This window comes from Sorangium sp. So ce381, from assembly GCF_051473845.1.
Taxonomy (GTDB): Bacteria; Myxococcota_A; Polyangia; order Polyangiales; family Polyangiaceae; genus Sorangium; species Sorangium atrum.
This window is the reverse complement of the sequence record NZ_CP150336.1, coordinates 2,564,382-2,583,233: the sequence shown is the minus strand read 5'-3', so window position 1 is coordinate 2,583,233 and position 18,852 is coordinate 2,564,382. Positions and strand designations below refer to the sequence as shown.

Sequence of the window (18,852 nt, the reverse complement as noted above, 5' to 3'; positions counted from 1 at the left end):
CTGCAGGGGCACCTCTACCGCGGCACGGTCAGCGCCCAGCGCGCCGGCGACGATCGATGAGCGCGGTCACGATCGGGAACAGCGGCAGCGCCATCAGCACGTAGAACCCCGGCTCGTCGAACGCGGGCCCGCGCGGCCGGTAGATGCCGCCGCTGAGCAGACACGTCGCGAGGTACGCCACCAGGATGGCCGCCCCGCACAGGCTCCACAGCCGCAGGTCGATCGGCGCTGGTGACGAGGCGCGCGCGGCCCGCGGCGTGGCGTCCGGCGCGTCGAGGACGCCGCGCCACCGCTCGACGTCCCACAGCGCCAGCCCGACCAGGCCCGCGAACATCAGCGTGACGACCACCGCCGTCGGGACGACCGCCGTGCTCCAGCAGAACGCCAGGATCGCGCCCGTCACCGGCAGCGCCATGAATGCGCCGGCCGTCGCGAACCGCTGCGTCATGAGCAGCGTCGCGGCCACCAGCTGGACCACGCCCACGAACGTGTAGAAGTGCCCGGTCGCGTGGAACGCGTGCAAGAACTCGTGGAACGGGCCGCGATTGCCCGGATCCGTGAACGGCTCGCCGAGGATCTTCTTCAGCCCCGCCGGCAGGAACGCGAAGCCGATCAGGATGCGCAGGTTCACCACGGCGAGGTGCGCCCACCGGCGCTGCCGGAACCAGGCGACCATCGCCTCGATGCGGTCCATCACGGAGTCCACGGGCCGCGCAGTGTAGCCGCGCCGCGCACGCCGCGGATCTGAAACCGGGGAACTCTCGGCCGTGTCAAGCCCCGCGGGGACGGCGGGGCTCCCCCGAGGCGGCCAGCGGAGGATGAGGTCGCCGGCACCGTCGAGCACCCGCACCTCGCCGCGGCGACCCGGCGCGAGCTCCAGCCGCGCCGCTGGGACGGGCTTCGCCGGCCCCAACCCGGATCGGGGTCCCGACGGACTCAACCCGGGGGAGGACTTCGCGTGGGGGGAGGCCACGAAAGGCAACGAACGGGTGGACTGTTCGACAGATTTTTCAACATAATCCGCGGTGGCCAGTCGACCCCGCACACCGGCAGCGAGCCGCGATCGGACGGCTCTGCTCCACGACCATGTTGAAAGACTTACCGAGCTGTCGACTAGACAGACCTCATCCGGCGGCTTCGGTTGACCAATCGACTGATAGTTGGACAGACAAACCAGCCTGCGTATGAAAACGACACAAGCACCGCTACTCGTGATACTACTGTCGCACGCCGGCTGTGCCCGGAATGGTCCGTCGCCGCTGCCCCACGGCTCTGCAACTCGACCGCCAACCCCCGCCCAGGAAATATCAAATAGCAGCTTGCCAGCATCGAAACAGCCAAGCCCGCCGAGCGCTGCTGCGCAAGACGTTGTCAGCCTGCAAATCACCGCTGTCGCGAGCAGCCCCGGCTCCCACGCGTTCCGACTTCGCGAACGGGCATTGGTATGGTTCAAGGCGCCAGGGTGCCCTGCTGCTGGTATCACGCCGTCACTTCGGCAAGACAGCACGGAATTGACGAGAATCGCGGAAGAGCACACGATTGAGCTGCCGTCGGGCGTTTATCGACTTGGGTTCAGCTGGCCAGACGTGGATGCTCCCAAAGACACCAGCAACTGCACCGTCTTCTTCCAAGCGCGGTATCTCGCGGAGGCGCCATGCTCCGCGAAAGACGCACTATTTGGGGTTTTGCCGTTCGACAGCGAAGCCCCTAGCGTCGAGTCAATCGGTGACATCAACGCTGACGGCCGCGAGGACCACAGGGTGACATTCAGTGCGTCGCCAACACAAATGGGAACGCGCGTGGTGGTGTCCCAGGAGCCTCCGGCATGCGTTCGCACCGTATTCGACGGCGTTGGCCATGTGGTGCCTCTGCCTGAATCGAAGAATGGATGGAAGCGGATCTACTTTCTGGAATCCGAGTATCTGGCGACTGGCGCCCCGGATTGGCTTGCAAGGACCTATGGTTCAACGTGGTCCGTCACGTGGTACCTCGATTATGAAACCAGCTCCCAGTCCTACCGCAAGAGCGATGCCCCGGTTCGTTGCGAGAGAACTGACGGTGTTCAGCGCGCCCTCGGAGATCCAGGCCCGAACGCCAGAGCCACGCTCATCCCCAACACCTCATGTCGACCTTCGTATTGGCAGAGGAACGACTAGCGCGTCGTGCAGGTGATCATGAGCCGTCCAACTCGGCGTTGCTACCGATGGGCCCTTCGCTTACGCTCAGGTCCCACGGCCGAACGCTCTCTGTTGGACGAAAAAAGGACAAAAGCTGGACTCTGCCTCGGCCGTGGATCTGGAGATTCTCATGACGACGCTGCAGGAGCTCCTTGGAATCGATCTTCCAATCATCCAGGCCCCCATGGCCGGCGTGCAGGGCAGCGCGCTCGCGGTCGCGGTCTCCAGCGCTGGTGGGCTCGGTTCGCTGCCCGCCGCCGTGCTGGGCCCGGACGCCCTGCGCAAGGAGCTGGCGGCCATCCGAGCGCAGACAACGAGGCCGTTCAACGTGAACTTCTTCTGTCACACGCGGCCCGAGCCCGATGCCGAGCGAGAAGCGATCTGGCGTGCCCGGCTCTTGCCGTACTTCGCCGAGCTAGGCGTCGATGCGAGCGCCATCCCGACCGGCCCCGGCCGGTTGCCCTTCAGCGATGAGGCCGCTGACGTGCTCGACGAGCTCAGGCCTGCTGTGGTGAGCTTTCACTTCGGTCTGCCCTCGGAGGCTTTGCTCTCGCGGGTGCGCCGCTGGGGCGCGAAGATCCTGTCCTCTGCGACGACGGTCGACGAGGCGCGCTGGCTGGAGGCGCGCGGCGTCGATGCGGTCATCGCCCAGGGCATCGAGGCGGGCGGTCATCGCGGCAGCTTCCTGTCCGACGATCTCAGCGTCCAGCTCGGCACCTTCGCGCTGGTGCCGCAGATCGTGGACGCCGTGAAGATCCCCGTCATCGCCGCGGGCGGCATCGCGGACGCGCGGGGTGTTGCGGCCGCCATGGCCCTCGGTGCGGCCGGCGTACAGATCGGGACGGCGTACCTGTTGTGCCCCGAGGCCACCACGAGCAGGGTGCATCGCGCGGCCCTCGAGAGCGACGCAGCCCGCACCACGGCGCTCACTAACCTCTTCAGCGGGCGACCCGCTCGAGGCATCGTGAACCGCGTCATGAGGGAGCTTGGGCCGATGAGCGGCGCCGTGCCAGCTTTTCCCTTGGCGACGTCGGCCATCGCGCCCCTGCGCGCCAAGGCCGAAAGCCAGGGCAGCGGCGACTTCTCGCCGCTCTGGGCGGGGCAAAATGCCAGCGGGTGTAAGGCAGTGCCAGCGGCCGATCTCACGCGACAGCTCGCGGGTGCACTCCCAGGTGCACGCTGACGCCGCCCAACCTGCCGGTGGATCCGACGGGCGCCTGCGGCGCCCGCAGCGCATCGGCCGACGCTAGGCCGCAGGAGGAAGCGATGAAACGCACGTGGACAATTATCGGTGTTGCTGATGTTGCTCGTAGCTTCAAGTGGTATCAGTCGCTGTTTGGTCAACCGGAAACGAATCCCGCCCATGATGATTTCGGTCAAATACGGGACTCCGATGGAACGGTCTTGCTTTGCGTTCACCAGTGGGGAGCCCACGAGCATCCACCACTGACCAGCCCCGATCACGCTCAGCCTGGCAATGGTCTACTCTTGTTCTTTCGTGTGGACGACTTCAATGAGACGCTGCTTCGGGCACGCGCCCTCGTCGCCGGATTGGAAGAGGAACCCCGTTTGAACCCCAATACCGGCACCAGCGAATTCGCACTCCGTGATCCTGATGGGTATTACGTCATGGTCAGTGCGCTCGCCGCGGCCTGACAGTTCATTCCCGTCGTGACGACCGTCGCGTCGTCGGATAGAGTCTGCGAGATGCTCCCAGCCCCGCTCGTCCTGTTCCCGAGCAACCCGCTGCACCCGACCGCGCCTTCGAGGAGGAAGCCCGGCATGCCGCCGGCGCAGGGGCTCCGGCTGGACCCGCGCGCGGGGAGGTGACCGGGCACCGCGCCAGGGCAAGGGGGTGAAAGGCTCCTCTTCGTGTATCCTGCAGCCGCCATGTGCTGCACCTTCTCCCCCGCGAGGCTTTCCAGCACCTTCCTCTATGCCGGCGATGCGCAGTGGAACGGCCTTTACGTCCACGTCCTCGCCTACCAGAACACGGCGTCGACCTCCGGCCCGAACGCCATGATCCTGCCGATCCCGGCCACGCGGATCGGCCCGCAGAACGCGGTCGACACGCGCCCGTTCCGCACCTTCCTCGAGGACGTCCGCCAGGCGACGCGCCGGCCGATCCCGCCAAGCTACGGCCCACCGCCGTTCGCCGCGCCCCCCGCCGCGCGGGCCGTGGTCTTCGACGTGGGCAGCTATGCGGTGGTGCTCGGCGAGTCGCCGCGCGCGGTGCTCTCCGTCCTCGGGCAGGTCCCGGAGCCCAAGCGGCCTGCGATCAACGATCGCATGCTTCAGGCGTTCGAGGCCTACTACCCCGGCTGGCCGGTGGCGGTCTGTTGCTGGAACGGCAACCTCAAGCCCGAGCCGCTCCTGTGGTGGTACGAGCCCAGGTACCCGGAGTGGCTTTTCGCGCCAGCGCTCGACGCGCACGACGGCAACCCGCCCGATCTCCGGGCAACGGTCGAGGTCGATCACCACATCGCCTTTGGCTCGGCCCTGAAGCCCGAGGGCCAGCCGGTCCGTTACCGCGATGATGCGGGGGCGCACCGGTCGCTCTTGCCCTCGAGCGTGCACGGCACGGAGCTGCGGTCCCGGATGAGCAACGGCGATTTCTGGGCGCGCCGAGACCAGCTCGGCGGGCCGGCGCTACGTTGCGTGCCGGGCGACAGGGCGGGCGCGCAGATCGCGCTGAACGGCTGGGAGGGATCTCCACCGCCCTGGCTACCGCCGGAGCCCATGGTGTGGAACTGGAATCCACCGCCGCCCCGCCAGCCCATGCCGCCGCCTCCCGACGGAAAGAGGTACTGCTCGAGCTGTGAATTCCTGCTCGACGCGTCGGCGAAGCTCTGCATCATGTGCGGGGCGTCGATCGATGTCGAGGGAGCAGCCCAGAGCTGAGCTCGGCGGCCATGGGGCACCCGGCCCCGCGCGCTTCGAGGATGGCCCCCACGACGTCGACGTCATCCCGCGCGCTCTCTCTCGCCTCGATGGATAAGCACCTATCCGCCGAGCGCTTTCCCGTCTCGGCGCAGGCCCGTCGCCCGACGCAGCTGGCCTCGTGGTCGCCTCACCGCACCTGCACGAGGTTCTATCCGTGCGAGAAGCCTGGGAGTGGACGCGCTGAGAGGCTCGTTCCGGCGCTGGGACGTGAGCGGCTGAGGCCGCGCCGCGGCTGTGCGCGTGGCGCCAGGTTCGGGCGCGCCGCTGGTCGTGCCCGTGAGCGGCGGCGCCGCGGCCTCGCGCCGCTCGCACCTCTCAGCGGAACTGCTCGACGATCGGCCCGCAGCAGCGAAGGGCGAGGTCGCTGCCCGCTCTACACCCTCGTGGCGCGCGGCGCCTTGCCCGCGGGGCGCGGCGGCGCAAAGGGTGTCGGCCATGGCGCAAGAGACAGCGTTCGCCCTGTGGCTCCTCCCCGGCGGAGCGCCGGCCGCGCGGCTCGAGGGGCTCATCGAGGCGCTCGCCCGGGAGACCGGGGGCCCGGCGTTCGCGCCTCACCTCACCCTGCTCGGCGGGCTGCGCGGCGACGCCGGTGCGCTGGCCGCGAAGCTCGGCAGGCTGCGCGGCGACGCCGGCGCGCTCCGCCCCGTCGCGCTCGAGGCGCGGGGCCCCGCCACCGGCAGCACCCGCCACCAGTGCGTGTTCCTCGACGTGGCGCCCTCCGAGCCGCTCGCGGCGCTGCGCCGCGCGGCCGAGGCCGCGCTCGGCGCGAACGAGGCCCCCTTCCGGCCGCACGTGAGCCTCGTGTACGGCGAGCTGCCGGCGGCGCGCCGCCAGGAGCTCGCCGCGGATCCTCGGGTGCGTGGGCTCGCCCACGACGTATGGTGGGCCGACCGGCTGGAGCTGTGGACCGTGGAGGGGCAGACCGAGCGCTGGCGCTGCGTCGAGGGCGTCGCGCTGGAACGCCGGTGAGATCTCGCCGGCGCAGGTGTCATGCCTGCCCACCACGCGCCCGGGCGCACGGTTCCGCCGCCGCGGCAGCCTCCGCGATGGTTTTCCGCCCTCCACGCAGAGCGCGGCTCGCCGAAGTATGTGATCTCGTGGATCTCGGCTAGCCTGGGGCGCATGGCGATGGCTCCCGTTGCTGTGGGCGACGTCCTCGCGGGCAAGTACCGCGTGGAGCAGATCGTTGGCGCCGGTGCGATGGGCACGATCGTCGCCGCGTGGCACCTGGAGCTCGAGCAGCGGGTCGCGATGAAGTTCCTGCACTCGGTGCGGCCGGACGGCGGCGACCCGACGGAGCGGTTCCGGCGCGAGGCGCGCGCGCTGGCCAGGATCAAGAGCGAGCACGTGGCGCGCGTCCTGGATGTCGGCTCGCTGGAGGGCGGGATGCCCTACATGGTGATGGAGTTCCTGGAGGGGAACGACCTCGCCCACGAGATACGCGCGCGCGGCCCGCTGCCCGTGGTGGAGGCCGTCGCGTACATGCTCCAGGCCCTCGACGCGATGGCCGAGGCGCACGCCGCGGGGATCGTTCACCGCGATCTCAAGCCGGCCAACCTGTTCCTCTCGCTCCGGCCCGACGGCGACCGGGTCATCAAGGTCCTCGACTTCGGTATCTCGAAGTCGCTGCTCGGCATCTCGCGCGATCAGGTGGCGCTGACCCAGACAGCGTCGCTCCTCGGGTCGCCGCTCTACATGTCTCCCGAGCAGGTGCGCTCCGCGCGGGACGTGGATATGCGCGCGGATATCTGGTCTCTCGGCGTCATCCTGTACGAGATGCTGACGGGGCGGACTCCGTACGACGGCGACTCCGTCGCTCAGCTCTTCCACGCGCTGCTCTACGAGAACGCTGCCCCCGTCGCCCAGCTGCGCCCCGACGTCCCGCGCGAGCTGGACGCCGTGGTGATGCACTGCCTCGCCAAGGACCGCGACCAGCGGTGGAGGAACGTCGGCGATCTGGCCGCCGCGCTGCTCCCGTTCGGCCCCGCCACGGGCCACATGCACGTCGACAGGGCGCGCCGCGTGCTCGGCAGCTCCTCGGACATCGCACGGCCGTCGATCCTCCAGACGGGCGTGCCGAGCGGGGGCGCTCAGGGCACCGGATCGCGCCCGTCGATACCGCACGGGGGCCCGCCCTTCGCGCCGGCCTCGCCGTCTTCGCCGTCCTTCGCGCCCGGCACACCGTCCTCGCCGTCCTTCGCGCCCGGCACGCCGTCCTTCGCGCCCGGCACGCCGTCCTTCGTGCCGGCCTCGCCGACCGCGCCCAACGCGGAGACGGGGCCCACGGTCAACTCGTGGAGCAACTCGGGCCATCCGGTGCGAACGGTCCGCAACGGGGCGCGCGTCGCCCTGGCCATCGCCGCCGGCGCCTTGCTGGTGGGGGCCTCGCTCGGCGCCCTGTTCTTCCTGCGCTCCGGGCTCACCACCGACCCGGGACAGCCCGCCGCAGCCGCGGCTGCGCCCACCGCCGAGGCCACGGCAGCGCACACATCCGAGGCCGCGGCGGCGCCCACCGCCGAAGCCGCGGCCAAGGGCGACGCGCACGAGGCTCCCGGCGCCGCGCCCGAGGTGGCCGGCGGTTCGCCAGCCCCGACCGCACCGGCGGCCTCTTCCAGCGCGCCCGCGCCGCCGCCGGCGGCGTCCTCCAGCCCAGCGGCGCACCTTGCCTCACCGCCCGCGCAGCCGGGCGCTCCGCGGGCGACCGCCACGGCCCGGCCCGTCGAGCGCTCGCACCCGGGCGCGGGGGCGCGCCCGGAGCCGACGCAGGGCAACTCGATCAGCGACTTCGGCGGGCGGCGCTGAGCGTGGCGCTCGCGTCGATCCGGCGACGGCCCCCGGGGCCGCCGTGGCCAGCTTGGAGGAGAACACGGGACGTATGAGGCGGTTGAAACGTCGTCAGCGAAGCATCGCACACTGCGTCGGCCTGGGCCTGTGCGCGGCGTTGATCTCCGGGGGCCTCCCCGCGCGGGCGGAGCCGAGCGCCGCCGACAAGGCGGCGGCGGAGGCGCTCTTCGACGCGGCGCTCGACCTGATGAAGCAGGGGCGCAGCGCGGAGGCGTGCCCGAGGCTGGAGCAGAGCCAGCGCATCGATCCGGGCATCGGCACGCTCCTCTACCTGGCCGAGTGTTACGAGAACACCGGCCGCACGGCGAGCGCCTGGGCCACGTTCCGGCAGGCCATGTCGGAGTCGCAGGCCGCGGGGCAAGCCGACCGCGCCCGCAAGGCGCAGGCGAGGGCGGCCCGGCTGGAGCCGGGCCTGTCGAAGCTGAGCATCGGCGTCGCGGCCGAGAACCTCGCGATCGAGGGGTTCAAGGTGCGCTCCGCCGGGAAGGCGGTCGATCCTGCGGTCTTCGGCGTCGCGCTCCCCGTGGATCCGGGCGAGATCGCGATCGAGGCGAGCGCCCCGGGCCACGAGACCTGGACGACGACCGTGAAGCTCGGGGGCGACAACAAGGGCCCAGCGAGCGTCGATGTCCCGGCGCTCGAGCGGCTCGAGGGGCCGCCGCCTGCGCCCCTCGCGGCGCCGCCCGCCCAGGGGACAGGCCCCGCGCCGGCGCGCGGCGCCCCTGCGCCGGCGCCGGCGCCGGCGGCGTCCGCGGGCAACACGACGCGCTTGATCGGCCTCGTCGTGGGCGGCGCGGGCGTCGTGGGGCTCGGCGTCGGGACGTTCTTCGGCGTGAAGGCCATCTCGAAGAACAGCGACGCGGAGGGCTACTGCAAGGGCGGCAGCACGTGCGAGGACGAGCGCGGCGTCACGCTGACCGAGGAGGCCAAGAGCGCCGCCACCGTGTCGAACGTCGCGTTCGGGCTCGGCGCGGCGGCGGCGATCGGCGGCGCCGTCCTCGTGTTCGTCGTCGCGCCGAGGCAGACCCCGCCCGTCCAGGTGGGAGCATTCGTGGACGCGCGCAACGTCGGGTTGCGCGTGGGAGGTACGTTCGAATGAGACGCATGACAGGGCTCCTGTCGCTCGCCCTGCTCGCCCCGCTCTCGAGCCTCGCGTGGCTCGGCTGCCAGGCCATCGCCGGCATCGAGGACCGCACCTTCGACCCGGGCGGCGCGGACACGGGGGGCGGGCAGGCGCCTGTGAGCGAGCAATGCGCGTCGTACTGCGCCGACGTGATGGCGAACTGCACGGGAGAGCACCAGGTCTATGCCACGCTGGCGACGTGCCAGGGCGTGTGCGCGCTGCTCCCCGAGGGCGATCCCCTGGAGCCCGTGGACAACACGGTCGCGTGCCGCGCCCGCCAGGCGGAGCTGGCGGGGGCCACCGGCGAGGTCGAGGTGCACTGTCCAGCGGCCGGCCCGGGGGGCGGCGGCGAGTGCGGGAGCAACTGCGAGAGCTACTGCGCGCTGCGGGCCGCGGCGTGCACGCTCGAGGTCCCCACGGAGGAGGACTGCGTCGCCATGTGCGCGGGGCTCAAGGACGTGGACATGTTCGACGTCATCGAGAACCACGAAGGCGACACGCTGCAGTGCCGCCTCGTGCACGTGAGCTCCGCGACGGTGGACCCCGAGGAGCACTGCCCGCACGCGAGCCTGACGCCCGTGCAGCCCTGCGCCGATCCGGACGGGACCGAGCCGAGCTGCGAGGATTTCTGCCAGGTGGTCATGACGTCGTGCACGGGGGAATTGGCCGTCTACGAGTCGAGAGCGCAGTGCCTCGCGGTCTGCGCGGCGCTCCCTCCCGGCGGGGCGGAGGACCGGACCGAGAACACCGTGGGCTGCCGCAAGTACCACGCTTACAGCGCCATGCTGGCGCCGACGACCCACTGCCCGCACACGGGGCCGGGCGGAGACGGCCATTGCGGGGTCGAGGAGCCGGGCTCGGGCGTGACAGGCAACTGCGTGTCGTACTGCACGCTGTTCGAGGCGGCCTGCAAGGAGGCCCTCGGCGAGGCGTACGAGGGCTGGGGCGCGGCGTGCCAGAGCGAGTGCAGCACGATGGCGGGAGCCGCCCATGATTCCCACTACTCCGTGGCGAGCGCCGAGGGCGGCGACACGGTCTCTTGCCGGCTGCTCCACGTGAGCCGCGCGTTCGAGAACCCGGACGAGTGCGCGGCGCTGGCCGACGGGACCGCCTGCCCGTGATGGGGGCGCGGTGGCCCCTCGCATTCGGGAGGGCATGTCGGCGGTTTCGGAGATGGGTCGTGCCGCTCGACACGCCCTCGACGACGCAAACGGACGTGCTCTGAGCGAAGGGGGCGCCCTCGGGCCCTCCGTCGGCAACGCGCTGATGTGCGAGGGCGCCTCCATTCGTGGAGGCCGAGAATGACGGCGGTTCCCATAGTTCACGCCGATCCGCGACGAAGCGGGGTGGAGATTCAGGAGAACCCTGACACGTCGGTCGGGAGGAGCGTCCATGGACGCGCTCCGCGAGCCTCGATAGAGTCCGCCGCACCGAGGAGGCGACATGCAGGTGTGGACGCGTCGAGCGCTCGCGCTGGTGTTGACGGGGGGGATCCTTGCCGTGCTGGTCCCAGCATGCACCATCCACCTCCGACCGGCGGATCGAGACGAGCCCGCGGAGCACGAGCCGGCGGAGCGCCCTGACGAGGACAGTGAGCCAGGCGGCGGCCCGGAGGCCGATGACGTCGACGACGAGCCGCTGTCCCCGGAGGAACAGGCATACGAAGAGCTGCTGAACGTCGACCCCCAAGAGCTCGCTCTCAAGACCATGGCGACCTCCTATGCGGCGGTGATGGTCGCGAGCCTCGTCGAATCCCAGGTGCTCGATCCAGCGGCCATCGACGAAGCGGCGATAGAATCACTGACCGAGCAATATGCACCGGTAGGATGGGATGCGGCACACACCTGGATGGAAACGCCGGATGCCGTCACGTTAGCCGCGACGGACGGGATCTACCCTGACTTCGCGTGCTTCAACGAGCCGTATGCCTGCCCGCAGACGACCGAATGCCCATTGAGCAACGGCGAACAGGCATTCTGCATGGTAACATATTGTAGCAAAGGTTCATGTCCGTGGTGCCCATGGGAGCTCGGGAACATGGCTTTCAAGTCCGTGTGCGTCTACGGTTGCCTCAAGAACGGCAGCCATGTCGCTGGAGCATTCATCTTGGTCTCACGCCTCTGGGGGCCCGGCGATACGCATTGTACCTACTGGTGAGCAGAGAGCGATGAAGGTCACCTTCGAGGACGGGAACACACTAACACTCACGAGCGGCGATGGTAGAGAAGTCGTCGAAGACATGGCCGACGTCATCAACGTCACCTATTGGTTGTGGGCCTTCGCCTCGCCGCGGGTCTACAGAACGTTTGGCCGCGTGCCTCCCCGCGAGCATATCCTGCGCCAGCTGGACATTTACATCTCCTATGTAAAGAAGGGCGTTCGCGTCGCGGCGCCACAGTTTCAGCCCGTACACTACGAACGCCGCCTGCCGCTCGCGACGCGCTTGCGCGAGCTCTTCGAGGTTTGGACACAGCCTGAGTTAACCCAGGAGATCGTGGACATTTCCCGGGCTCTCATCGAACATGAAGGCATCAAGGCGCCCGCGTGCGGTTGGGACGCATTTGAAGACCCGGAGGAAGACGGGGTCAAATTCGAGGACTCGCTCCTCTGGCCCGAAGGCGTGCCCGCCACCCTAAAGGGCCAATGGCCGCCGAAGCGCTCGAATCGTTGACTCCAAACCAGGAGCCCTCCATGTCGACCACGCATTCGATGAAACTCGCCGGCGCCGCCGCGCTGTCCGCTGCCCTGTCTGCGCTCGCGGGAGGCTGCGCGCCCCCTGGCGGCAGCTCGCCGGCCCCGGCCGAGCCGGCCGAATCGCGCAGCGCGGCCGACTCGGGAGATGGGATCGACCCCCGAGACGGCAAAGCCGCCAGCGGAGCGGGCCAGGAGGCGCTCGCGGGCACCGATCCCGCGCAGATTCAGGCCATGATGGACCGTACGCGCAAGCATGCCATGGTGATCGCAGGGTTCGCCAACACGATGTCCGCCTTCGCTGCGCCCCGGGTCATCGCCACCGCGAAGAGCCTTCCAAGCCGAGAGGAGATGCTCCAGTGCATCGATGCCTATCTCGAGGTGGTTGCGGAGGCGAAGCGTTCTCCCCACGATGATGGGAATCAAGCCACGATCAAGGCAGAACCCTACGCGCTCAAGCTCCGCGATCTCTTCGCCGCCTGGACACCTGCCGCGACCGTGCCAGCCGCGATCCAGAAGAATGCGCGCGACGTGCTCGACGCGCTCGGCATACCCGAACCCACCGAGGGATGGGACCGATTCGAGGGAGATGCCGCTTCGAGCTCGCCGTAGCGCCGCGCGCCGCCTCACGGCGGCATGACGAACGACGCCGGCCCTGCCGCGGCGCCGCGTGCCCGAGGGTCCAACGCGCCGTCATCCTGCTACCCACGACGAGGCCCCGCCGCGCGCGCACGGGATGGATTAGTAATCCCGGCGGCAGGGGGCGACGGACGAAGGAGGGGCTGTCAGGCCATGAAGAGAGCGGAAGCGAGACGGTGGCTACCCCTTGTCGTGCTCGTGCTGGCGGCGGCGGGGATCCTGGGCCTCTTGTTGTGGCTCCGCGCCGGAGAGGCGCCGGCGGACGGCCCCGCGCCTCCGGCGAGCGCCGCTTCGACGCGGGAAGCGCGGCGCCTCCGCGCGAGGGACGCGCCGCCCCCGCAGCTCGGGAGCATCTCGGGACGGGTCGCCAATGCGGCCGGCACGCCCGTCGCCGGAGCGCTGGTGTGCGCCAGCGCGAGCGGCGGCGCGGGCGGCCTGACGCCGTTCGATCTGGGCGAGCCGACATGCGCGCCCGCAGGAGAGGACGGCCGCTACCAGATCGCGGATCTCTCCCCCGCGCGCCTCACCATCTTCGCCTCGGCGCCGGGCCACCGCCCCGCGGGCTACACCTCCCCTGCCCCGGACCGCGCCGGCTGGCTCGATCTCCGCCAGGGAGAGGCGCGCACCGGCGTCGATCTGACGCTCGTCCGCGGCGGCGTCGAAGTCCGGGGCCACGTCAAGGACGTCAGCGGCGGGCCCATCGCCGGGGCGCTCGTCATGATTCATGGCTTCCTGGGGTCGCACCCGGGCGCCGCGGTGACCCGCTCCGATGCAGAGGGCTCCTTCTCCGCGTGGACCGAGGAGGGATACTACCTGGCGCGCGCCACCGCCGACGGGTACGCCGAGGGGTCGCAGCACGGCATGGCGCCAGGGCCGCCGCTCGAGATCTTGCTGACGCCCGGCTCGGTCATCGAGGGGCGGGTCGTCGAGGCAGGGTCGGGCGAGCCGATCGCCGGCGCGAAGATCAGTCCCGGCATGGAGCAGAGGTGGGGTCCCGGGGAGGTGAAACCCGCGTCGAGCGACGCGGAGGGGCGCTTCCGCATCCCAGGCCTGGCGCCCGGGCGGTACAAGCCCACGGCGCGCGCCGCGGGCGGCTATGGCCAGGCGCGCGCGAGCGTGGTGCTCGGGATCGGTCAGACCTCGAGCGAGGTGGTGATCGAGATGCACCCCGCCAGCAGCGTGGCCGGCCGCGTGGAGGTCGCGCCCGGGGGCGGGCCCTGCGCGAGCGGCTCCGTCACCCTGTTTCACGAAGGGAGCGGCTGGCTCCCCGCTGTCCTCGGGGCCGACGGTTCAGCGCGCTTCGAGGGCGTGCTGCCCGGCTCGTACCAGGTGATGGTGCTCTGCCAGGATCACGCGTCGGAGCCGACCTACCCCGCCGTGGAGGTCGGCGAGGCGGACGTCGAGGGCCTCGTGTGGACCGTCCGCGCCGGGCTGTCGCTCCGCGGCCGGGTGGTGGACCGCGAGGACAAGCCCGTGCGCGCCATGGTCCACGCGAGCCCGACCGACATGGGGGGGATGCAGCCGATGTCGCCCGGCTCCGTCGGGCAGAGCGACGACGACGGCCGCTTCGTGCTCCGGGGGCTCCTCCCCGGCAAGCACAGGGTCATGGCGCACTCGAACGATCACATTCCGCCCGAACCGGCTTTGGTCGAGCTCGTCGATGAGCGCACTCCCGAGATCACCCTCGTGATGGATAACGGGGGCAGCGTCGAGGGCACCGTGACCGACGAGGACCGCCGCCCCGTTGCGGGCGCGGACGTCATGCTGAGCGCGCAGCAGCCCGGGTGGAACGGCCCTCCGAGAAAGTCCCTCGCGGACGGGACATTCGTGATCAAGGGGGTCGCGCCGGGTGCGTATCGGATCTGGGCCATGCAGGGGGGTATGCCCATGAGGGCGCCAGGTCAGGTCGGCGACGGCGACCCCGGGGTCGCCGTGAACGTGAAGGCAGGAGCGGCCGCGCGCGTGAGCCTGGTCGTGGAGCGCCAGAACGGCGAGATCCACGGGCGCGTCATCGACGGGAGCGGCAGGCCGGTGGCGGACGCGTTCGTCAATGTTCAGCGGGAGCCCGAGGGCGCGGGAGAGCGGGGCGCCCCGGCCGCTCCGCCCCCGCCGCTGGAGAGCATGGGGCCCTACGCGCCGGTGCTCACCGATCCCGACGGAGAGTTCGTGATCGGGAACCTGGGCCGGGGCACGTACACGGTCCAGGCGCAGCGCCGCGGAGGAGGCCGCGCCGCCGTCGAGCACGTCCATATCGGCGACACCGTGACGCTCACGATCCAGGAGACAGGCACCGTCTCCGGCGCTGTCTCCCGCCCCGGCGGCGCGCCGCCCGATCAGTTCACGATCCGCGTCACGGGCCGCGAAGCGCCGTTCTTCCGGAGCGAGTCCTTCTCGTTCACGGACGGGGCCTGGACGATGAGCGATCTGCCGGCGGGCAAGTACGATATCGCAGCCGACGCCCCGGAGGGGACGGCCACGGGCGAGGTGACGCTCGGGCAGGGAGAGCAGCGGAGCGGGGTGGTGCTCACGCTCGCCGGGCGCGTCGCCATCCGGGGTCAGGTGGTGGCCCTGGAGGACGGCGCGCCCATGGCCGGGGTGACCGTGCACGCGTACCCGCGCGCCGGCGGAATCGCGCCCTCTCCGGTGCAGCAACGCGAGGTCACGGACGGTGCGGGTCATTTTCACCTCGATCGTGTCCCCAGAGGTCCCCTCGTGCTCATGCTCATGCCCGCGGATCCGATGAGCTCGGCGTTCGACGCGGCGATGATCCCGGTCGATGTGGAGCCGGGCGCGGAGACCGACGTCGGGCGGTTGCTCATGGCGAAGCGCCGGGTGAAGCAGGACGAGCCTCCCGGCGATCTCGGGTTCACGGTCGAGCCGCCCCAGTCGCCGATGGAGATGGCCATGCGGCCGTACAAGGTGATCGAGGTGCGCCCCGGCGGTCCGGCCGCCGCAGCGGGCCTGCAGGCGGGGGACGTGATCGTCTCGGTGGACGGCCACGATGTCAGCGGCAAGCTGGGGTATCTGGTTGGGACGCTGATCCGCGTGCCTGCGGGGACCCGGGTGACCCTCGGGCTCTCGCGCGGGGCGAGCGTGGCCCTCGTGGCCGCGGCGGTGCCGCCACCCCCGGGCGTCGGGCCAGGCGGCATCGAAGCCGCGCCCGGGCCACCGTAGGCGCCGCACCGTAGGCGCCGGCCGCTACCTCTTACGGCGGGCGCCTTGAAGAGCCCGCCGCTCGGGCTCTCGGCGGCGGGCGTCGGGGCGGCGCTACCCTTCCCGCATGAACGCACCGCCGCTGCCGCGCCTGCGCGCCGTGGACCTGAACCTGCTCACGGTGCTGGACGTCGTGCTCACCGAGCGCAACGTGACGCGAGCGGCCGAGCGACTCGGCATGACGCAGCCGGCCGTGAGCAGCGCCCTCGGCCGGCTGCGGCTCCTGTTCAACGACGATCTCTTCGTGCGTCGCGGCAAGGAGATGGCCCCGACGCCGCGCGCCCTCGCGCTCGCCGGCCCGATCCGCAAGGCGCTCGACCTGATCCATACCTCATTCGCCCACACTGGCGCCTTCGATTGCACGGCGAGCCACACCTTCAGGCTGGGGATCAGCGACCTCGGAGAGGCCATCCTCTTGCCTCGTTTTCTGCAGTGGCTCGAGCAGCTCGGCGCCCGCGTCCGGCTCGATATCTGCCGCGAGCCCGGGGCCTCGCTGCAGAACGAGATGCGGCTCGGCAAGGTCGAGCTCGTCCTGGATCACATCGTCATCCCGGGCGAGGAGTTCCGGCGAACGCGCGTGCTCGACGTCGAGCTCGTCTCGCTGGTGCGCCAGGATCATCCGACTGTGGGCCCCTCGCTGACCCTCGACGAGTACATGGCGCTCGAGCACGTCATCATCGAGCCGCGCGAGGGCCAGACCAACCTGGCAGAGCAAATTCAGGCCCTCGTCGGGCGATCGCGGTGCGTGCGGGCGCAGGTCCCCCGCTATCTCTCGATGCCGTTCATCGTCTCGCAGTCGAACCTCGTCTGCACGTTGCCGCTCCCCCTGGCGCGGCTGTTCGAGCAGCACTTCCCCGTGCGGGTGGTGAGCTGTCCGCTCCCCATCCAGCCGATCCCGCTGTTCATGATGTGGCATGCCTGTCAGGACGGCGACCCGGCCCACGAGTGGCTGCGGCGATCCCTCATCGAGCTCTGCAGCCGCATCTGACGCGTCCAAGGCGGGCGAGCTCGACCCAGAGGGAGACGGGCGGCCGTGGATTCGGCGGAATATTCACGCCGGCAATCTGCCTCATACCATTTCTTGATTGGGCTTTTCGGGGGGGCCGCCCCCATGAAGCCGCGTACGAGAGGGAAACATAACATCGTGAAGGCTATCTCATTCGGCGGTCGGACGCGCGGTCGAGCCGGCACACTCCATGTCCTGGGCAGCGATCGCGCGGCCCGTATCGAGGCCGGGGAAACGCTGCTCAGCGCAGCCGTGCGCGGGAACATTTCGTTTCCACACATGTGCAACGTGGGCGAGTGCGGCACCTGCAAGTGCCGCCTCATCAGAGGCCATATCCGCCTCAAGAGCGATATCTCGCGCCACGTCGCGCCCGAGGAGCTCTCTGCCGGCTTCGTCCTCGCCTGCCAGAGCCTGGCCGTGTCGGAGGACGTGGCGGTCGAGGTCCCGGGAATGGGCCGCGGGCGCTCGACGGGTCCAGCGCCGGTGCAGATCGACGCGAGCGTCGCGCGCGTGACGCCGCTCGCGCGCAGCGTCCTCGCGCTCGAGGTCGACCTCGCCGCGGAGGTCCGCTACGTGGCCGGGCAGTACGCACAGGTCACGGTGCCCGGCGTCCCGGGGCTCGGCGAGCCGCGCTGCTACTCGTTCGCCGAGGCGCCGGATCGCGCCTCGCCGCGCAGGGCGCTCTTTCATGTCCGCCACGTGCCGGGCGGCGCCTTCACCGAGTGGCTCTTCGGGGCCGATCGCACGGGCGCGCGCATCCGGTTCTCGGGGCCACACGGCAGCTTCCGCTACCACGAGGCCGGGCGGCCGCTCCTCTGCGTGGCAGGAGGCACCGGGCTCGCGCCGATCAAGGCGATCCTCGAGCAAGCGATCTCGGACGGGCTTGGCCGCGACGTGACGCTGGTCGTCGGCGCGCGCACCCAGAAGGACCTTTACGCGCTCGATGCCATCGCCTCGATCAGGGAGCGATGGCGAGGGCGGTTTGCCTTCGTGCCTGTGCTCTCGCAAGAGCCCGAAGGCTCCCGCTGGACGGGGCGGGAGGGGCACGTCACCGACTACCTCCGCGAGGTCGCCGCGAGCCTCGACGAGTGCGCGGCCTACCTGTGCGGCTCGCCCGGGATGATCGACGCCGCGCTCGACCTGCTGCGCGGCAGGATCCCTCCGGAGCACCTGCATTACGACAGATTTCTGGACCGTGGCTCGGTCGCTCTCGCCGCCTCTCGGGCGGTCTGAGCCGGACCACGACGCACGAAAGGTTTTTTTACCATGCTCAAAAGCACGTTGTTCATACTCGGCTTCATGGCCCTTTTTGCCGCCATGGAGCTCGCGTTCGGCCTGTACCGGCGCCCCGGCGTGCTCACCATGCGGGAGCTCGGCGCGAATCTCCTCTCCCTCGCCTCCTCCCTCCTGATACGCGGCGTGTCCTCCGGGGCCGTGATCTGGGCGCTCGGAGCTCTTTGGCCGCGCTCCGAGGGCGCGCTCGCGGGCGTGAGCTTCTGGCTCGCCTTACCGCTCTACGTGCTCCTCGACGAATACGGGTCCTACTGGCTGCACCGCAAGAGCCATGAATGGCCGTGGCTCTGGCGTCTCCACAAGCCGCATCACGTGCCGCGCAACCTGAACATCTCCGTCACGTACCGGGAGAACTGGTTATTGTTTCTGCTGTTGCCGACCGCGTGGCTGGCCCCGGCCGTCGTCTGGCTCGGCCATCCTGCTGCCTTTGCGGCAGGATCGGCCTTCAGGACCCTGATCGGGATGATAGAGCACTGCGATCTCCGCTGGGATCTACCTCTCCAGCAGAACCGCTTCACGCGCCCTGTCATGCGGGTGCTCGAGCGCATCGTCTCGCTTCCCGACACGCACCAGGTCCACCACGGGGTCGGCCGCTACGGCAATGCCATGAAGAACTATGGCGCCGCCCTCATCTGCTTCGACTGGCTCCATGGCACGCTGATGATCCCGCACGCGCGCCAGGAGGGCTTCGGGCTGCCCGAGGGCGCGCCGATCGAGCCGTGGGCCGAGCAGATCTTCTGGCCGTTCGTGCGCTCGACGAAGAAGGACGAGAGGGCGGATCGCCGCCGCCCGATCGAACAGACATCGCCGACAGCCGACCTCGCCATGGCGGAGGCGGTGATCACCACGGTCGACGGCCGCGCTGTCGTCGTGCGATGAGCCCTGCCAGGCGCTCGCCCGCCGCGCGCCGCCTCACGGCAGCG

The 18,852-nt window shown here is 70.3% G+C and carries 16 protein-coding genes; 15 read left to right on the top strand and 1 reads right to left on the bottom strand.

Translation table 11 applies throughout. The features are described 5' to 3' along the window. Positions 1–28: 28 nt before the first annotated feature. Entirely contained in the window at positions 29–706 is a 678-nt protein-coding gene (locus tag WMF29_RS09890; RefSeq protein ID WP_437328595.1) for a hypothetical protein, read from the bottom strand. 1,601 nt (positions 707–2,307) lie between these two features. Here WMF29_RS09890 and WMF29_RS09885 point away from each other — a divergent pair. The 15 genes from WMF29_RS09885 (at position 2,308) to WMF29_RS09815 (ending at position 18,808) form a co-directional block, all read left to right on the top strand. Continuing rightward, entirely contained in the window at positions 2,308–3,360 is a 1,053-nt protein-coding gene (locus WMF29_RS09885; protein ID WP_437328594.1) for an NAD(P)H-dependent flavin oxidoreductase, read from the top strand. 83 nt (positions 3,361–3,443) lie between these two features. Then, entirely contained in the window at positions 3,444–3,833 is a 390-nt protein-coding gene (locus WMF29_RS09880) for a VOC family protein (RefSeq protein ID WP_437328593.1), read from the top strand. A gap of 51 nt (positions 3,834–3,884) precedes the next feature. Next, positions 3,885–4,007 carry a hypothetical protein gene (locus WMF29_RS09875; protein WP_437328592.1) on the top strand — a complete coding sequence of 41 codons (123 nt, stop codon included), beginning with the start codon at positions 3,885–3,887 and terminating at the stop codon, positions 4,005–4,007. A 60-nt stretch (positions 4,008–4,067) separates the two neighbouring features. Then, positions 4,068–5,078, top strand: coding sequence for a hypothetical protein (locus WMF29_RS09870; protein WP_437328591.1), 1,011 nt, complete (start codon positions 4,068–4,070; stop codon positions 5,076–5,078). Between the two features lie 477 nt (positions 5,079–5,555). Then, the gene (locus WMF29_RS09865; RefSeq protein WP_437328590.1) at positions 5,556–6,089 is read left to right on the top strand and encodes a 2'-5' RNA ligase family protein; all 534 of its coding nucleotides are present in this window, start codon (positions 5,556–5,558) and stop codon (positions 6,087–6,089) included. Positions 6,090–6,242: 153 nt separating this feature from the next. Beyond that, positions 6,243–7,922: a protein kinase domain-containing protein gene (locus tag WMF29_RS09860; protein WP_437328589.1), complete on the top strand. Its 1,680-nt coding sequence runs from the start codon at positions 6,243–6,245 to the stop codon at positions 7,920–7,922. Between the two features lie 73 nt (positions 7,923–7,995). Further along, positions 7,996–9,063: a tetratricopeptide repeat protein gene (locus WMF29_RS09855; RefSeq protein ID WP_437328588.1), complete on the top strand. Its 1,068-nt coding sequence runs from the start codon at positions 7,996–7,998 to the stop codon at positions 9,061–9,063. Then, positions 9,060–10,208 (top strand): hypothetical protein, encoded by a 1,149-nt coding sequence (locus WMF29_RS09850; RefSeq protein ID WP_437328587.1) that lies wholly within the window; start codon positions 9,060–9,062, stop codon positions 10,206–10,208. The genes WMF29_RS09855 and WMF29_RS09850 overlap by 4 nt, the downstream gene beginning before the upstream one ends. A 322-nt stretch (positions 10,209–10,530) precedes the next feature. Continuing rightward, positions 10,531–11,244 carry a hypothetical protein gene (locus tag WMF29_RS09845; protein WP_437328586.1) on the top strand — a complete coding sequence of 238 codons (714 nt, stop codon included), beginning with the start codon at positions 10,531–10,533 and terminating at the stop codon, positions 11,242–11,244. A 10-nt stretch (positions 11,245–11,254) separates the two neighbouring features. Next, positions 11,255–11,758: a hypothetical protein gene (locus WMF29_RS09840; protein WP_437328585.1), complete on the top strand. Its 504-nt coding sequence runs from the start codon at positions 11,255–11,257 to the stop codon at positions 11,756–11,758. Beyond that, positions 11,731–12,390: a hypothetical protein gene (locus WMF29_RS09835; protein ID WP_437328584.1), complete on the top strand. Its 660-nt coding sequence runs from the start codon at positions 11,731–11,733 to the stop codon at positions 12,388–12,390. Before WMF29_RS09840 ends, WMF29_RS09835 begins: the two co-directional genes overlap by 28 nt. Positions 12,391–12,570: 180 nt before the next feature. Then, a complete protein-coding gene (locus tag WMF29_RS09830; RefSeq protein ID WP_437328583.1) occupies positions 12,571–15,591 on the top strand; it encodes a carboxypeptidase regulatory-like domain-containing protein in 3,021 nt (1,006 codons plus the stop codon). A gap of 106 nt (positions 15,592–15,697) precedes the next feature. Beyond that, the gene (locus tag WMF29_RS09825) at positions 15,698–16,618 is read left to right on the top strand and encodes a LysR family transcriptional regulator (protein ID WP_437328582.1); all 921 of its coding nucleotides are present in this window, start codon (positions 15,698–15,700) and stop codon (positions 16,616–16,618) included. Between the two features lie 123 nt (positions 16,619–16,741). Next, positions 16,742–17,869: a 2Fe-2S iron-sulfur cluster-binding protein gene (locus WMF29_RS09820; protein ID WP_437328581.1), complete on the top strand. Its 1,128-nt coding sequence runs from the start codon at positions 16,742–16,744 to the stop codon at positions 17,867–17,869. Between the two features lie 66 nt (positions 17,870–17,935). Further along, positions 17,936–18,808: a sterol desaturase family protein gene (locus WMF29_RS09815; protein WP_437328580.1), complete on the top strand. Its 873-nt coding sequence runs from the start codon at positions 17,936–17,938 to the stop codon at positions 18,806–18,808. The last annotated feature ends 44 nt before the right edge of the window (positions 18,809–18,852 follow it).

Bases quoted from the DNA above. Each gene is read 5' to 3' on its own strand.
- WMF29_RS09885 (WP_437328594.1), top strand. From the start codon at position 2,308: ATGACGACGCTGCAGGAGCTCCTTGGAATCGATCTTCCAATCATCCAG.
- WMF29_RS09880 (WP_437328593.1), top strand. From the start codon at position 3,444: ATGAAACGCACGTGGACAATTATCGGTGTTGCTGATGTTGCTCGTAGC.
- WMF29_RS09875 (WP_437328592.1), top strand. From the start codon at position 3,885: ATGCTCCCAGCCCCGCTCGTCCTGTTCCCGAGCAACCCGCTGCACCCG.
- WMF29_RS09870 (WP_437328591.1), top strand. From the start codon at position 4,068: ATGTGCTGCACCTTCTCCCCCGCGAGGCTTTCCAGCACCTTCCTCTAT.
- WMF29_RS09865 (WP_437328590.1), top strand. From the start codon at position 5,556: ATGGCGCAAGAGACAGCGTTCGCCCTGTGGCTCCTCCCCGGCGGAGCG.
- WMF29_RS09860 (WP_437328589.1), top strand. From the start codon at position 6,243: ATGGCGATGGCTCCCGTTGCTGTGGGCGACGTCCTCGCGGGCAAGTAC.
- WMF29_RS09855 (WP_437328588.1), top strand. From the start codon at position 7,996: ATGAGGCGGTTGAAACGTCGTCAGCGAAGCATCGCACACTGCGTCGGC.
- WMF29_RS09850 (WP_437328587.1), top strand. From the start codon at position 9,060: ATGAGACGCATGACAGGGCTCCTGTCGCTCGCCCTGCTCGCCCCGCTC.
- WMF29_RS09845 (WP_437328586.1), top strand. From the start codon at position 10,531: ATGCAGGTGTGGACGCGTCGAGCGCTCGCGCTGGTGTTGACGGGGGGG.
- WMF29_RS09840 (WP_437328585.1), top strand. From the start codon at position 11,255: ATGAAGGTCACCTTCGAGGACGGGAACACACTAACACTCACGAGCGGC.
- WMF29_RS09835 (WP_437328584.1), top strand. From the start codon at position 11,731: ATGGCCGCCGAAGCGCTCGAATCGTTGACTCCAAACCAGGAGCCCTCC.
- WMF29_RS09830 (WP_437328583.1), top strand. From the start codon at position 12,571: ATGAAGAGAGCGGAAGCGAGACGGTGGCTACCCCTTGTCGTGCTCGTG.
- WMF29_RS09825 (WP_437328582.1), top strand. From the start codon at position 15,698: ATGAACGCACCGCCGCTGCCGCGCCTGCGCGCCGTGGACCTGAACCTG.
- WMF29_RS09820 (WP_437328581.1), top strand. From the start codon at position 16,742: ATGAAGCCGCGTACGAGAGGGAAACATAACATCGTGAAGGCTATCTCA.
- WMF29_RS09815 (WP_437328580.1), top strand. From the start codon at position 17,936: ATGGCCCTTTTTGCCGCCATGGAGCTCGCGTTCGGCCTGTACCGGCGC.